This window comes from Pseudomonas sp. PvP025 (genome assembly GCF_017832155.1).
GTDB lineage: Bacteria > Pseudomonadota > Gammaproteobacteria > Pseudomonadales > Pseudomonadaceae > Aquipseudomonas.
On sequence record NZ_JAFIBJ010000001.1, the window covers coordinates 1378417 to 1393048 of the forward strand.

General features: G+C 61.2%; 12 protein-coding genes. 5 read left to right on the top strand and 7 right to left on the bottom strand.

The genetic code is table 11. The features are described from left to right. Nucleotides 1–22: 22 nt before the first annotated feature. Nucleotides 23–1297, bottom strand: a complete 1275-nt coding sequence (locus tag JOE32_RS05565; protein WP_209982135.1) for a glucarate dehydratase family protein — start codon at nucleotides 1295–1297, stop codon at nucleotides 23–25. Then, nucleotides 1294–2685 carry an MFS transporter gene (locus JOE32_RS05570; protein WP_209982137.1) on the bottom strand — a complete coding sequence of 464 codons (1392 nt, stop codon included), beginning with the start codon at nucleotides 2683–2685 and terminating at the stop codon, nucleotides 1294–1296. Before JOE32_RS05570 ends, JOE32_RS05565 begins: the two co-directional genes overlap by 4 nt. A gap of 107 nt (nucleotides 2686–2792) precedes the next feature. On the opposite strand from JOE32_RS05570, the gene JOE32_RS05575 reads away from it, so the two are divergent. Beyond that, nucleotides 2793–3701 (top strand): LysR family transcriptional regulator, encoded by a 909-nt coding sequence (locus JOE32_RS05575; RefSeq protein ID WP_003230182.1) that lies wholly within the window; start codon nucleotides 2793–2795, stop codon nucleotides 3699–3701. Nucleotides 3702–3707: 6 nt separating this feature from the next. On the opposite strand, the gene JOE32_RS05580 is transcribed toward JOE32_RS05575, so the two are convergent. The 3 genes from JOE32_RS05580 to JOE32_RS05590 form a co-directional block, all read right to left on the bottom strand. Next, a complete protein-coding gene (locus JOE32_RS05580) occupies nucleotides 3708–4151 on the bottom strand; it encodes a hypothetical protein (RefSeq protein WP_209982139.1) in 444 nt (147 codons plus the stop codon). 67 nt (nucleotides 4152–4218) lie between these two features. Then, nucleotides 4219–5502, bottom strand: a complete 1284-nt coding sequence (locus JOE32_RS05585) for an ATP-binding protein (RefSeq protein WP_209982141.1) — start codon at nucleotides 5500–5502, stop codon at nucleotides 4219–4221. Beyond that, entirely contained in the window at nucleotides 5499–6182 is a 684-nt protein-coding gene (locus tag JOE32_RS05590; protein ID WP_209982143.1) for a response regulator transcription factor, read from the bottom strand. The genes JOE32_RS05585 and JOE32_RS05590 overlap by 4 nt, the downstream gene beginning before the upstream one ends. 154 nt (nucleotides 6183–6336) lie before the next feature. Between JOE32_RS05590 and bamA the strand changes: the two genes are divergently transcribed. After that, a complete protein-coding gene (gene bamA / locus JOE32_RS05595) occupies nucleotides 6337–8703 on the top strand; it encodes an outer membrane protein assembly factor BamA (protein ID WP_209982145.1) in 2367 nt (788 codons plus the stop codon). A gap of 20 nt (nucleotides 8704–8723) precedes the next feature. On the opposite strand, the gene JOE32_RS05600 is transcribed toward bamA, so the two are convergent. Further along, entirely contained in the window at nucleotides 8724–9488 is a 765-nt protein-coding gene (locus JOE32_RS05600; protein ID WP_209982147.1) for an AraC family transcriptional regulator, read from the bottom strand. A 203-nt stretch (nucleotides 9489–9691) separates the two neighbouring features. On the opposite strand from JOE32_RS05600, the gene JOE32_RS05605 reads away from it, so the two are divergent. The 3 genes from JOE32_RS05605 to JOE32_RS05615 are packed head-to-tail and all read left to right on the top strand — an operon-like array spanning nucleotide 9692 to nucleotide 12862. Then, entirely contained in the window at nucleotides 9692–10639 is a 948-nt protein-coding gene (locus JOE32_RS05605; RefSeq protein ID WP_209982149.1) for a 4-hydroxyproline epimerase, read from the top strand. 17 nt (nucleotides 10640–10656) lie between these two features. Next, the gene (locus JOE32_RS05610; RefSeq protein ID WP_209982151.1) at nucleotides 10657–11601 is read left to right on the top strand and encodes a dihydrodipicolinate synthase family protein; all 945 of its coding nucleotides are present in this window, start codon (nucleotides 10657–10659) and stop codon (nucleotides 11599–11601) included. 13 nt (nucleotides 11602–11614) lie between these two features. Beyond that, nucleotides 11615–12862, top strand: a complete 1248-nt coding sequence (locus tag JOE32_RS05615) for an FAD-dependent oxidoreductase (RefSeq protein ID WP_209982154.1) — start codon at nucleotides 11615–11617, stop codon at nucleotides 12860–12862. Nucleotides 12863–13384: 522 nt separating this feature from the next. Here the strand turns inward: JOE32_RS05615 and JOE32_RS05620 are convergent. Continuing rightward, complete coding sequence (locus tag JOE32_RS05620; protein WP_209990357.1) at nucleotides 13385–14368, bottom strand: GlxA family transcriptional regulator; 984 nt, start codon at nucleotides 14366–14368, stop codon at nucleotides 13385–13387. Nucleotides 14369–14632 lie beyond the last annotated feature (264 nt).

Genomic DNA, 14632 nt, shown 5'->3' on the forward strand with positions numbered 1-14632 from the left:
CCGGGCAAAGCAAGCGACCCTTTTAAAACCGTGGTTTCACGCTTGTCCACTCAGGCTGATAGCGCTGCATCTGTTTCACGTCGTCGCGCTGGCGAATGCCGCAACTCAAGTACTGGTCATGGAGCTTGCCCAGTTGATCGTGGTCCAGTTCGAGCCCCAGCCCAGGTGCGCGGGTGATTGTCACGCAGCCGTCGACAATCGGCACCTTGCCACCCTTGATCACCTCCTCGTCCGGTTCCTGCCACGGGTAATGGGTGTCGCAGGCGTAATCGAGATTGGGCACTGCAGCGGCAACATGGGCCATGGCCATCAGGCTGATGCCCAGGTGCGAGTTGGAGTGCATCGACACGCCCAGGCCAAAGGTGTCACACATTTTGGCCAGCACCTGGGTGTCGCGCAGCCCACCCCAATAGTGGTGGTCGGCCAGCACGATCTGCACGCTGTCTTGCGCTACGCTGCGGCGAAATTCGTCGAAGTCGGTGACCACCATATTGGTGGCCAGGGGCAGTCCGGTGCGGGCGTGCAGCTCGGCCATGCCGTCCAGGCCTGGCGTCGGGTCTTCGTAATATTGCAGGTCATCGCCGAGCAGTTGTGCCATACGCACCGAGGTTGCCAGGGACCAGTTGCCATTCGGGTCGATGCGCAGCGGAACCCCCGGGAACGCCTCCTTCAGGGCTTTAATGCAGGCCACTTCGTGTTCGGGATCCAGGGCGCCGGCCTTGAGCTTGATGCTTTTGAACCCATGGCTTTCAATCATTCGCCGCGCCTGGGCGACGATCTGTGGCGCGCTCAGCGCCTCGCCCCAGTTGTCTGGCTTGTAGGGCGAATCGATGTGCTGGGCGTATTTGAAAAACAGGTAGGCGCTGAAGGGGATGCGGTCGCGGATCGCCCCGCCGAGCAAGTCAACCAGCGGCACATTCAGCGCGTGGGCCTGCACGTCGAGGAAGGCCACCTCAAAGGCCGAGTAGGCATTGCTCACCGCCTTGCTGGCATGGGAGCCCGGCGCCAGTTCGGCGCCGGGCAGGCTGGTGGTCTTTTGCGCGGCCACGGTGGTCTGCACGATGGCGCGCAGCTGGTTGAGCTGGAACGGATCAAGGCCGATGAGCTGTGGCGCGACCTGCTGCTGAATCGCCAGCGCCGGTGCATCGCCATAGCTCTCACCCAGCCCGATATAGCCGGTGTCGCTCTCGATTTCGATGATCGAGCGCAACGCGAAGGGTTCATGAATACCGCTGGCGTTCAGCAGTGGTGGATCGCGGAAGGCAATCGGGGTGACGCTGACACGGATGATTTTCAAGAGATAGCTCCCTGTTGGCCTGAACGCAAGGTGTGATGAGAATCGCGAGGTTGGCTGACGACCGGTTCGACGGGTGCCGTGCTGGCGGGTACGCCGCTGCGTGGCGCAGTGCGGGCAAAAAACACCACCACTGCCGCTATCAGCGAGGTTGCCGCCAGGCCATACAGCCCGCCCTGGATGGAGCCGGTGGTCTGCTCGAGAAAGCCAAAGGTGGTCGGCGCGACGAATCCGCCCAGGTTGCCGACCGAGTTGATCAACGCGATCACCGCCGCAGCGATGCGCGCATCCAGGTAGCCCTGGGGAATCGGCCAGAACAACGCCGAGGCCGCCTTGAAACCAATCGCGGCAAAACAGATGGCGACAAATGCAAACACCGGCCCGCCGGTGGTGGACATGAACATGCCGAACGCGGCGATCACCAGCATCAGCGATACCCAGGCCTGCTGGTGTTTCCACTTGCTGGCCAGAGCAGCAAAGCCGTACATGGCGATGATGGAAATCAACCACGGAATCGAGTTGAACAGGCCGACCTGAAAGTCGCCGAGGCTGCCCATCTGTTTGATCATGCTCGGCAGCCAGAAGGTCGCGCCGTAAATGGTCAGGGCAATCGAGAAGTAGATAAAGCAGAACAACGCGATCTGTTTATCGGCCAGCAATTTGAACATCGACGGCCGGCTGACCTGCGCCGCCTCACGCGCCAGTTGCTCAAGCGCAATGGCGCCGACCAGCGCCTGCTTTTCTTCGTCGCTGAGCCACGTGGCCTGATGGGGATGGGATTGCAGCCAGAACCACACAAACCCGCAGAGCACGATGGAGGCAAAACCTTCAATAAGAAACATCCACTGCCAGCCATGCAGGCTCAGGCCGCTCACACTCAGCAGCGCGCCTGACACCGGACCGGAAATCACCGAGGCGATGGCCGAACCGCTGAGGAAAATCGCCATGGCCTTGCCGCGCTCGCTGGCCGGCAACCACTGAGTAAAGTAATAAATGATGCCCGGGAAAAACCCGGCTTCGGCGGCGCCGAGGACAAAGCGCAGCACATAGAAACTGGTCTCGCCCTGCACAAAGGCCATGGCCATGGCGGCCGCGCCCCAGGTGAACATGATGCGCGTCAGCCAGGCACGGGCCCCGTAGCGCTGCAACAGCAGATTGGACGGTACTTCGAACAGCGCGTAGCCGATGAAGAACAAACCCGCGCCCAGGCCATAGGCCGCGGCGCCAATGCCCAGATCGGTTTCCAGATGGCTGCGCACAAAGCCGATATTGACCCGGTCGATGTAGTTGACGATGAACATCACCACAAACAGCGGCAGGACATGGCGCTTGACCTTGGCCGCCGCACGGGCGAGCACAGTTGGGTCGGGCGAACTCTGGACGGTATTCAAGGGCGACTCCCGTTGATTTATTTTTTTAGGGACGTCGGGATGATGGACGCTGGGTATTGATCCCGTCTAATCTAACTTGGCATTCGATTGATACCTGGATTAGATCAATGTTCGAACTGACTCAGTTGCGCTGTTTTACCACGGTGGCTACCGAACTCAATTTCCGGCGTGCTGCGGAGCGGTTGAACATGACCCAGCCGCCGCTGAGCCGGCAGATCCAGTTGCTGGAGCATCACCTCGGAGTGGAACTGTTCACCCGAACTACCCGCAGCGTGACGCTCACCGCCGCAGGCCGGGCTTTTTTCGTCGAGGCGCAGAACCTGCTCGAGCGCGCCCAGCAAGCTGCCGTGACCGCACGGCGCTTTGCCGAAGGGGATATCGGCACGGTGAACATCAGTTTCGTGGGCAGCGCGGTGTATGAGTTTCTGCCCAAGGTCATCGCCGAAGCGCGGCTCAAGCAGCCCCATGTGCGCATTGATCTGGCCGAGATGAACACCTATCAACAGCACGAAGCCCTGCGCGCGCGCCGCATTGACCTGGGTATCGTGCGCGCGCCCCTGCTCGAGCCCGGCTACGCCACCGAATGCCTGGTGCGCGAACCCTTCGTGCTGGCTGTGCATTGCAGGCATCCACTGGCCCAGGCCGAGCACGTCTCGGTGCAGGACCTGGATGCGCAGCCCTTCCTCATGTACGCCCACTCGGCCTATCCGCCATTCAACGAGCTGCTTACGGGCATGCTGCGCTCAGCCCGCGTGGCGCCGGAATACGTGCAATGGCTGGGTTCTTCCCTGACCATTCTGGCGCTGGTCAACGCCGGCATGGGCCTGGCCCTGGTGCCCCGTTGTGCCAGCAGTGTGGTGTTCAAGAACGTGGTCTTTCGCGAAATCGATCTTGGCGAAGGTGTGCAGAGCGAACTGCACCTGATCTGGCGCGAACACAATGACAATCCGGCGTTTGCCATGCTGCTTGAGGCTATTCGCAAGGCGGTGCATGGCGGTTGGGAAAGTGGTCATTGATCGTGCTCACGCAGCATAAATGACGGTTTGCGCAAGGTCGGCCGACAGGGGTTGCCGGGTAAAGTAGATGTCGCCGTCGTCGGTATGAATTTCGTAATCCACTTTGCGCGCCGAAGGCACTGCCGGGCCGGTATGCTTGATGATTTTGCGCACGCGCTGGAATTTCACCCCCAGGGTGCCGTTCTGGACAGGGCCGGTGAGCACGTTGACACTTTGAAACCAGCCATCGTCGCGTTTGCTGGCCAACAGCGCATTGGCCATCGCCTCAAACCGCTCCAGGCGGGTGAACCCCCACAGTGTCGGCGCTTCGATGGCTTCGCCTTGACCGGCCGCACCGGTAAACACGAATAGATTGATCGTCGGATTGTCTTCGCAGAAGAAGTCATAAGGCAGCAGCCCGTCGATCATTTTCCGCCCTGAAACAAACCCCTTTTTATGCACCTGAAACATCGCTGCCTCTACTCAATCAATGGCTTTGCCGAGCGCAGAGTCTAAAGAGGTGGCAGGTTCAGAGCCGTCAAGCGAGTGTAATTTCGCGTAAAGACCGCGCCCTCGGCAAACTGATTTCCACGGTCAATCCGCCCTCCTGCTCATTGCGCGCCACGATACTGCCCTGGTGCATTTCCAGGGCACTGTGGGCAATCGCAAAACCCAGGCCAAAGCCGACGCTGGTGTCGCCACCGCCGCGTTCGAACGGCTGAAAGATGCTCTGCAGCCGGGTCTCGTCAACCCCCGGCCCCTGATCAGTGATGCGTACCCACAGATACGCCCCATCGTCACTGAGCCGGGTAGATACCTGCACCGTAGTATTCGGCCGGGTATAGCGCACGGCGTTGCGTATCACGTTCTCGAAACAGCGGTACATCAGCTCGCCATTCACGCAGGCGATAAAAGGTGGCCCGCCCTGCAACTGTACCTGACAGCCTTTGATGTCCGCCTCGAATTGCGCATCCTCAACGATCATCGCCAGTAATTCGCTGATGTCGAACGGTTCGCGCTCGATGCTCTCGGGCCGCCCTTGCAGGCGCGCCAGCGTCAGCAACGCTTCGATCAAGGCATCCATGCGCTCGGACTCGCGCTCGATGCGCTCAAGCATGTCCACACGCTCGCTGTCCTGACGCAACAGCCCAATGGCCGCGCGCATGCGCGTCAGCGGTGAACGCAGCTCATGGGAAATATCGTGAAGCAATCTGTGCTGGGCTTGCACCAGCAACTTGAGCTGGTTGGCCATGCGGTCGCATTCGCCAGCCAGGTCGGCGATTTCGTCGCGACGCTTGCCCATCATCGGTTTGACGCGAACATCGAAACGCCCCTGGGCCACCTCGCCCATCGCACGACGCAAACTGGCCAGGGGCCACGCCAGGTAGTAGGCCAGAAACCCGCTGAACAGTGCGCTCATCAAGGTACCGATGATCAGCGGCACCTGCAGGCCGGGGCCGCCGTGCTCATAGCTGATCGGGTGGGTGGAGCGCAGCGACAGAATGAGACCTTCCTTGCTGATCACCGTCTGCTCATAGGCCGGCGACAGCACTGCGGAGCCGGCCAGCAGTTGCCCGGCATTGTCATACACGCCGATTGCCTGATCGGGCGGACGTCGCCAGGTCGCCAGCAGCTCGGCTCCAGACTCAACGCCGAACTGGCGCAGCAGCGCGGCCTCGCTGGCCAGGATAACTTTCAAATTGGGGTCGTCCGGCTCGAACGTTTCCACCTCATGCACCCCGACCCCGGCAAAAAAGGTCAGGCTCGTCGCCAGCCAGAACGCCAGGAACAGCTTCCAGAACAGCCGGCTGGGTTTCATCATTCGGCAATCAACTGATAGCCAAGACCGCGTACGCTCTGGATCCATGCCTTGCCGTCGCTGCGCGGCCCCAGCTTCTGGCGAATGCTGCTGATGTGCACGTCGATACGCCGGTCATAGCGTTTGAGCGGCGCCCCCAGGGCATTGAGCGACAAATCGGTCTTGTTCACCACCTGACCTGCGCATTTGGCCAGTTCCTCCAGCAGGCTGAACTCGGTGCTGGTCACCCCCAGCTCACGACCACGCCACCGGGCTTCGCGCTTGGCCGGCCACAACACCAGCTCACCGGTGCGGATGACGTCTGCCGTCGGACGATCCGCCGGCTGCACCCGCCGCATGATGGCACGCAGACGCGCCACCAGCTCTCCGGGAGAGCTGGGCTTGGGCACGTAGTCGTCCGCGCCCAGCTCAAGGCCGGCAATACGGTCGATATTGTCGCCACGGGCGGTGAGCAGCACGATCGGCACCTGGCTGACGGCGCGGATACGCCGCAGCACCTCTATCCCGGACACCTGCGGCAACATCACGTCCAGCACCACGATGCTATAGCGGCCCGACAGCGCCTGCTCCTCACCCTCCTCGCCGGTAGGCACGGCGGTCGCGTCGAAACCTTCACGCGCCAGGTACTGCCTGAGCATTTCGGTGAGGTCTTCATCGTCATCAACCAACAGTACTGAAATCATCGCCAGCTCCCCGGTCAGGGTGCGCACATTATCGGTTTTCGCTGACCAGCGTCATGACGTCATTCCAACCTTTACCTAACTTGACACTGGGTTAACCGCACCATACCCACCGCGCTCTTATGCTGCCGCGTCGATGTGTTCTGGAAAGATTTTGATGATTTCTTCGCGCTTGCTCTGCACGGTTGCGCTATTGCTTGATATTTCATTGCTACAGGCCCAAACCCTGACGATTGCGGATATCCGTATCAACGGCCTGCAAAGGGTCTCGGCTGGCAGCGTTTTCGGTGCACTGCCACTAAACATAGGTGAGGAAGCGGACGCCCGCCAACTGGCGCAGGCCACCCGCGCGCTGTTCAAGACCGGATTGTTTCAGGACATCCAGCTGGCACGGGAAAACGATGTGCTGATCATCAATGTGGTGGAGCGCCCGAAGGTTTCCAGCATCACGATTGAAGGTAACAAAGCCATCGCAACCGACGATCTGTTGAAAGGCATGAAACAGGCCGGGCTGGGCGAAGGCGAGATTTTCCAGCGTGCCACCCTCGAAGGCCTGCGCAACGAGCTGGCGCGCCAGTACGTTGCCCAGGGCCGCTACTCGGCTTCGGTCGATGCCCAGGTAATCACCCTGCCACGCAACCGGGTCGAGCTCAAAGTCACGATAGATGAAGGCGCCGTCGCCGCCATCAGCCATATCAACGTGGTCGGCAACACGGTATTCAGCGACGAAGAGCTCGCCGATCAATTCACCCTGAAAACCAGCAACTGGCTGTCGTTCTTCAGGAACGATGACAAATACGCCCGCGAGAAGCTCTCCGGCGACCTTGAACGGCTTCGCTCCTACTATCTGGACCGTGGCTATATCAACATGGATATCAGCTCGACGCAGGTCTCCCTCACGCCAGACAAAAAGCACGTCTACATTACCGTCAACATTCAGGAGGGCCGCCGCTACCGGGTGCGCGACGTCACACTCAGCGGTGACCTGAAAATCCCGGAAGACCAGGTACAGTCACTGCTGCTGGTGCGCAGGGGCCAGGTATTTTCACGACAACTGATGACCACAACGGTTGAGCTGATCACACGCCGCCTCGGCAATGACGGCTACACATTCGCCAACGTCAATGGCGTACCCCAGGTGCACGAGGACGATCACACGGTGAGCCTGGTGTTTGCCATCGACCCCGGCAAGCGTGCCTACGTGAATCGCATCAATTTTCGCGGCAATACCAAGACCCAGGATCAGGTGCTGCGCCGCGAAATGCGCCAGATGGAAGGAGGATGGGCATCCACTTTCCTCATCGACCAGTCCAAGGTACGTCTTGAGCGCCTGGGCTTCTTCAAGGAGGTCAATGTCGAGACGCCGCCAGTGCCGGGCACCGATGACCAGCTGGATGTGAACTACAGCGTGGAGGAGCAATCGTCCGGTTCCATCACCGCCAGTGTCGGGTTCGCCCAGAGCGCCGGGCTGATCCTGAGCGGGTCGATCAGCCAGCGCAACTTTCTCGGCAGCGGGAATTACGCCAGCCTGGGCTTGACCCGCTCCACCTACCAGAGCAAATACAACCTGGGCTTTACAGATCCGTACTTCACCAAGGACGGGGTCAGCCTGGGTTACAACGGTTTTTACAGCAAGACCGATTACAACAATTACTACGACAACGGACGCTCCTATTACGCGCTCAACAGTTTTGGCCTGGGCGCGAAAATCGGCTACCCGATCAGCGAAACTTCACGTTTGAGTTTCGGCCTTACGGCACAACGTGACAGTATCGAGCCGGGCACCTACAGCGCCGATGAAATCTATGAGTTCATTGGCCGAGAGGGCAAGGCGTTCACCAACTTCAAGGCTGAACTTGGCTGGTCGGAATCGACCCTGAACAAAGGCATCCTCGCCACACGCGGGCACTCGCAGAGCCTGAACATGACGGTGACAGTGCCCGGCAGCGACCTCAGCTTCTACAAGCTCGACTATACCGGCCAGACGTTCGTGCCGCTGAGCACTGACACCGCCCTGCGCCTGCATACCAAGCTCGGCTACGCCAGTGGCTACGGTTCCACCGATGGCCTGCCCTTCTATGAAAACTACACCGCCGGCGGCGAAGGCTCAGTGCGCGGCTTCAAAAGCGGTACGCTAGGGCCCCGCAACACGCCCGCGACCGGAGCCTATTCCCGCCAGGGGCAGGCGTACTACACCGACCGTGACCGCGATGCGCTGGGCGGCAACGTCCTGATCACGGGCGGCATGGAATACCTGTTCCCCATACCCTTCGTCAAAGACACCAAATCCTTGCGCACTTCCGTGTTCTGGGACGTGGGCAGCGTCTACGCGGATAAATGCTACGTCAGCACCACCCAGGGATGCGGCACTATCGGGCTGGGTCAACTGGCCAGCTCGGTAGGTGTCGGCGTGACCTGGTACAGCCCGTTGGGCCCATTGAGCGTCAATCTGGCCTATCCGATTCGCACCCCTGAAAATGCAGATACACAGATATTCCAGTTCTCCCTGGGCCAGAGTTTCTGAGTGCACGCACACCTGAAATCTCACTCCGAGGCCTGTCGATACTGCCTCGGGGTGAAGCCGGTGGAGGATTTGAACTGGCGGGTAAATGCACTGTGATCGGTGTACCCACACTGCAACGCCACCTCGGTAATCGGCAGCTCGGAATGCAGCAACAGTCGATGAGCATGCTCCAGGCGCACCTTCTGGATCATCTGCCGGGGCGTAAGCTGGAACACGCGCTTGCAGTAGCGCTCCAGCTGCGCCACGGAAATTCCGGCGATGCGCGTCAGTTCCACAAGGGTTACACGGCGGTGAAAATGTGCGCGAATGTATTCGTCGACCGCCGCCAACCGCTGGTAGGCCGGGTGAGATTCGCTCGCCGACTGCAGATCGACCGAAATACCCGCCAGGCCAATGATCTGGCCGACATCGTTGTACAGCGGCCATTTGTGGGTAAGGCACCAGCCGGGCTCGCGAGTGCCGTAGAGGTGCAATTCGAGCTGGTCTTCAAGCACAACGCCGGCTTGCAATACGCGCCGATCCTGCTCGGTATAGCCGGGGCCCAGTTGCGCGGGAAACACTTCTGCGCTGGTCTTGCCCAACAGCGGCTGCAGCTGCCTGAGGCCGCAACGCTGCACCAGCGTGCGGTTGGCGAGCACGTAGCGGGCATCGCTGTCCTTGATGAAGATCGTCGCATTGGGGATCACATCCAGCAGCGGTAACAGTTGCGCCACGCCAGCCAGCAAGTGCTCGATGCTCTGGGGGCGACAGCCCTGGATAAGGTTCGCAAACGCGCTGTGCATCATGAATCTGACCGCCCCTTCATACGTCGAAGTCCAGCAGATTGCCCCATGCCTAAGGCGCTGTCGAGCACGGCCATTGTGCCGAAATCGTCATCCACAGTTGCGCAAAACATCAATCGGCTTGCGGCCGACCCGTTCAGGCTAGGCCAGTCACAAGAAGACGCGGCCATGACTTCTCCCGGCAACGTGCACTGACGGAGCGCTCCATGAAACGATTGCATGTCATCGACTCCCACACCGGCGGCGAACCCACGCGCCTGGTCCTCAACGGCTTTCCTGCACTGGCCGGTACCACCATGGCCGCCCAGCTCGAAAACCTGCGCGCACACCATGATCAATGGCGCCGCGCCTGCCTGCTGGAGCCGCGCGGCAACGATGTGCTGGTGGGCGCGCTGTATTGCCAGCCGGTAACGCCGGGTGCCACCTGCGGGGTGATCTTCTTCAACAATGCCGGTTACCTCGGCATGTGCGGCCACGGCACGATCGGCCTGGTAACCTCTTTGCATTTTCTCGGCCATATCGGCCCGGGCGACCACCTCATCGACACGCCGGTCGGGAGCGTAACCGCCACGCTGCACACCAACGGCGCCGTTACTCTGCGCAATGTGCCCGCCTGGCGCTACCGCAAACAGGTTGCGGTGCAGGTACCTGGCCATGGCGTGGTACATGGCGATATCGCCTGGGGCGGCAACTGGTTTTTCCTGGTCTCGGACCACGGCCAGGCGTTGCACATGAGCCATGTCGACGCGCTCAGCGACTACACCTGGACGCTGCTCAAGGCCCTCCAGGATCAGGGCATTCACGGGGCGGAAGGTGCGCTGATCGACCATGTCGAATTGTTCGCCGATGACGCCCAGGCTGACAGCCGCAACTTCGTCATGTGCCCAGGCAAAGCCTACGACCGCTCGCCCTGCGGCACCGGCACCAGCGCCAAGCTCGCCTGCCTGGCCGCCGACGGGAAACTCGCCGAAGGCGACATCTGGTTACAGGCCGGTATTACCGGCAGCCAATTCGAAGGCCGTTATGAATGGGATGGCGAACAGGTGCGGCCGTTCATCACCGGCCGCGCCTACGTGACCGCCGACAGCGTACTGCTGATCGACGAGCAGGACCCTTTTGCCTGGGGCATCTGCGCCCCGACCCTATTCGTCTGACACAAGGAGTTGCGACAATGACCCAGAACATCTTCAGCGGCTGCATCCCTGCCCTCATGACGCCCTGCACCGCCGCGCGCACGCCCGACTTCGACGCGCTGGTCGCCAAAGGCCGCGAGCTGATCGATATCGGCATGAGCGCCGTGGTGTACTGCGGCTCGATGGGCGACTGGCCGCTGCTCACCGACGCCCAGCGTCAGGAAGGCGTGGCGCGCCTGGTGGCCGCGGGGGTGCCAACCATTGTCGGCACTGGCGCGGTGAACAGTCGTGAGGCCGTGGCCCATGCAGCGCATGCCGCCAAGGTCGGCGCCCAGGGCCTGATGGTGATTCCCCGCGTACTCTCCCGAGGCGGATCCGCTACCGCGCAAAAGGCCCACTTCGCAGCGATCCTCAATGCAGCGCCGAACCTGCCGGCGGTGATCTACAACAGCCCCTATTACGGTTTCGCAACGCGTGCCGAGCTGTTCTTCGAGCTGCGCCGCCAGCACCCGAACCTGATCGGCTTCAAGGAATTCGGCGGCGCCGCCGACCTGCGCTACGCCGCCGAGAACATCACGTCCCAGGACGACGACGTGACCCTGATGGTCGGCGTCGACACCCAAGTGGTGCATGGCTTCGTCAATTGCAACGCCACCGGGGCCATCACCGGCGTCGGCAACGCGTTGCCACGGGAAGTGCTGCAACTGGTGGCGCTGAGCCAGAAGGCCGCCCTGGGCGACGCCAAGGCCGCTCGCCTGGCCCGCGAGCTGGAAACAGCGCTGGCGGTGCTGTCTTCCTTCGATGAAGGCTGCGACCTGGTGCTGTATTACAAGCACCTGATGGTGCTCAACGGGGACCAGGGTTACGCGCTGCACTTCAACGAGACCGATGAGCTCAGCGATGCCCAGCGGCGCTATGCCGAGCAGCAATACACATTGTTCCGCAACTGGTATGCCAGTTGGACGGCCGAGGTGTTGGTGTAGGAGCGAACAGGTCATGTGCGATCACCCCCCGCCAGACATCACTGTCGTCGGCGCCGGCATCATCGGTGTTGCCTGTGCTCTGCAACTCTCGCGGCAAGGACGCCAGGTGCAGGTGATCGACGCGCAGGAACCGGGCATGGGCGCCTCGTACGGCAACGCCGGCCATCTTGCGACCGAGCAGGTGTTTCCGATCGCCGACCTGGCGATCCTCAAACGCCTGCCCGCGATGCTGCTGGACCCCACGGGCCCGCTGCGCCTGGACTGGAAATACCTGCCCCGCGCCCTGCCCTGGTTCGCCCGGCTGCTGCTCAACCTGCGGCCGGACGCCTATCGACGCACAGTGGCAGGTCTTCGGGCCCTGAATGAAGGCAGCCTGGACGCCTGGCGCCGCCTGCTTGAGTCCATCGGACAGCCACAACTGCTGCGCAACGACGGCTCGTTGCTGGTATTCGAGCGAGCCGATTCGCGAAACGCCATCGATGCCTTGCAACAGCGCATGCAGCAACACGGCGTACCGGTGACCTTCTGGCCGGGCGATGCGGTCCGGGCGGGTGCGCCGCAGTTGAGTGAGCGCATCCAGGGCGGTTTGTTTTTTCCGGGCACCGGGCACTTTATCGATCCCTACACGGTGGTGCATGCTCTGGTTAATGCTGCCAAGGCCAACGGTGTACGTTTTATCCAGCGCAAGGTACTCGATGGACGGATTGAAGGCGATGGCGTCACGCTGGCGACCGACCAGGGAACCCTCACCGCACGGCAGGTCCTGATTGCCTGCGGCGCCCACTCCGCCAAACTGACGGAGGCCCTGACCGGCAAGAAAGTCCCGCTGGACACGGAACGCGGCTACCACCTGATGCTGCCCCACGAGCACGGCAGGCTGCCGCTGGCGGTCACCTCGCTGGAGCGCAAGTTCATCATGACCCCCATGAACGGCGGCCTGCGCCTGGCCGGCACGGTGGAATTCGCCGGACTGGACCGCCCCGCCAACATGGAACGCGCATGGCAACTGTACCGTCTGAGCCAGGGCCTGTTCCGCAAAGACTTGAACCGCCACAACGCGACCCCCTGGATGGGGTTTCGGCCGTCCCTGCCGGACTCGCTGCCGATCATTGATCAAGTCTGTGGGGGCAAGGTGCTGCTCGCGTTCGGTCACCAGCATCTGGGGCTGACCCAGGCCGCGGTGACAGCACAGATGATTGGGCAAATGCTGTCTCATCAAAACGTCCCGCAATGGGCGTCGTATCGTCTTTCACGGTTCTGAGGGTTAAAAATCAGAATCAAATCCTGGAAGCGGGTCTTTCTGTGGCAAGCGGGCTTGCACTAATACCAGTCAGTTAAACGCAGCTCCCCTGTGGGAGCGGTGGGTCTTCAACATCAATGTTTGCTGGGCCGACGCCATCGGGAGCAAGCCCCCTCCCACATTTTGTACAGAGTTCGCAAACCATTCCGGTCGGCTCTCAGGCCGCCGCGCTTTTGATCTTGATCTTAGGCGCCCCGTCAAACACGCTGGCCGAACGCAGGTTTTGGAGCGTGGCGGCGGCCCACGGATTCAAGCCTGTATTCGGGCACACCGAGCCTAGGCGAGGTGCCGAGTGGTGGGGCGGAGGCTTTTTGGTTACTTTTGTGCCTTTACAAAAGTGACCCGCCGTAAGGGCGGAACCCTAGGCCGCCGTTACCGCAGGAACGGATATGTACACCGTCACACAGCTATCGGGAGCAAGCCCCCTCCCACATTTGGACCCAGTGAAATTCGCAACCAGAGTCCTTCTACAGTAGGCCTGCCCTACTTCACCAACCGCTTCTCCTTGGAGGGGCGATATCCGAAATACGCGCTGTAACACTTGCTGAAATGACTCGGCGATACAAACCCGCACGCCACCAGCACATCCACCTGTGACAACTCGGTGTGCTGCAACAAGCGTCGCGCCTCGGTGACGCGCAGTTCCATGTAATAGCGCTGCGGCGTGGTGCCCAATTGCTCCTTGAACAGCCGTTCGAGCTGACGCCGGGAACGCCCGGCGTAAACGGCCAGTTGGTCGAGTTCGAGGGGTTCCTCAAGGTTGGCGTCCATCAACTTGACCACTTCGCGCAGGGGCGCGCTGACGCAGACGTTTTCGGTCGGTTTGATGCGCCGATAGCGTGACTCCTCGAACGCCAGAATATCTTCGATACCTTCAACCAGCGCCTTGCCATGCAGGCTCTTGATCCAGTCCAGCGCCATATTGAAGGCGCCCGAAGGGCTGGAGGCGGTGAGCCGGTCGCGGTCGATCACGAAGGGTTCGCTGGTGACCTGGGCCGCCTTGGACACTTCCGCAAGTGCCGGCCGGTGCTCCGGGTGGATTGCGCAGCGATAACCCTGCAACAACCCGGCGCGTCCCAGAAACCAGGAGCCATTCCACAACCCGGCGAGACTGATGCCTTGTTCGGCGGCGCTGCGCAGCAGATGGGTGAAGTCTTCGCTGGCCTTGAGCTCGGTGCGAAAGCCGCCGCAGATCACCAGCAGGTCCAGGTCATGCAACGCCGCCGCATCAAGCACAGCGTCGGGGCGAATCACCAGGCCCAGGTCACTGATGACTTCGCCCTCACCCCAGCCGAAGGTGCGCGAGGCGAACAACTCGGGGCGCAGCAGGTTGGCGGTGACCAGGGTATCGAGGGTCTGGGTGAATGCCGGCAGGGAAAAGTGTTCAAGCAACAGAAAGCCGACGCGAGCGACCGAGGCCAACTGCCCGGGATTTTCGTTGAGGTAACGCAGGTTCTTGCCTTTCATGCCGCCGCTGAATTGACGTCTTTCCATCGCAGGGTTGGCCCACTTTTATTGTTGATTGCGTGGGCGCCATCTTAGGGGCAAATCGGCTGGCTGTCTCAACCGGTGGGTAAACAGTCACCTCTTTAAAACCCTTGCCTCATACGACAAATCGCAATCTGATACGGTTTTATATTCGCCAGCTGCCTCTGTACCGAAAACGCCTGCAGAGGGACAATGGCGCCAACCCGACATTTCTGTCGCCCAACTTCTCGGAGGCTTCATGAC

What these genes read in the sequence shown, in the direction of transcription:
- JOE32_RS05620 (WP_209990357.1), bottom strand. Translation starts at nt 14,368, where the DNA reads ATGAAAGGCAAGAACCTGCGTTACCTCAACGAAAATCCCGGGCAGTTG.
- JOE32_RS05575 (WP_003230182.1), top strand. Translation starts at nt 2,793, where the DNA reads ATGTTCGAACTGACTCAGTTGCGCTGTTTTACCACGGTGGCTACCGAA.
- JOE32_RS05580 (WP_209982139.1), bottom strand. Translation starts at nt 4,151, where the DNA reads ATGTTTCAGGTGCATAAAAAGGGGTTTGTTTCAGGGCGGAAAATGATC.
- JOE32_RS05600 (WP_209982147.1), bottom strand. Translation starts at nt 9,488, where the DNA reads ATGATGCACAGCGCGTTTGCGAACCTTATCCAGGGCTGTCGCCCCCAG.
- JOE32_RS05615 (WP_209982154.1), top strand. Translation starts at nt 11,615, where the DNA reads ATGTGCGATCACCCCCCGCCAGACATCACTGTCGTCGGCGCCGGCATC.
- bamA (WP_209982145.1), top strand. Translation starts at nt 6,337, where the DNA reads ATGATTTCTTCGCGCTTGCTCTGCACGGTTGCGCTATTGCTTGATATT.
- JOE32_RS05605 (WP_209982149.1), top strand. Translation starts at nt 9,692, where the DNA reads ATGAAACGATTGCATGTCATCGACTCCCACACCGGCGGCGAACCCACG.
- JOE32_RS05610 (WP_209982151.1), top strand. Translation starts at nt 10,657, where the DNA reads ATGACCCAGAACATCTTCAGCGGCTGCATCCCTGCCCTCATGACGCCC.
- JOE32_RS05585 (WP_209982141.1), bottom strand. Translation starts at nt 5,502, where the DNA reads ATGATGAAACCCAGCCGGCTGTTCTGGAAGCTGTTCCTGGCGTTCTGG.
- JOE32_RS05590 (WP_209982143.1), bottom strand. Translation starts at nt 6,182, where the DNA reads ATGATTTCAGTACTGTTGGTTGATGACGATGAAGACCTCACCGAAATG.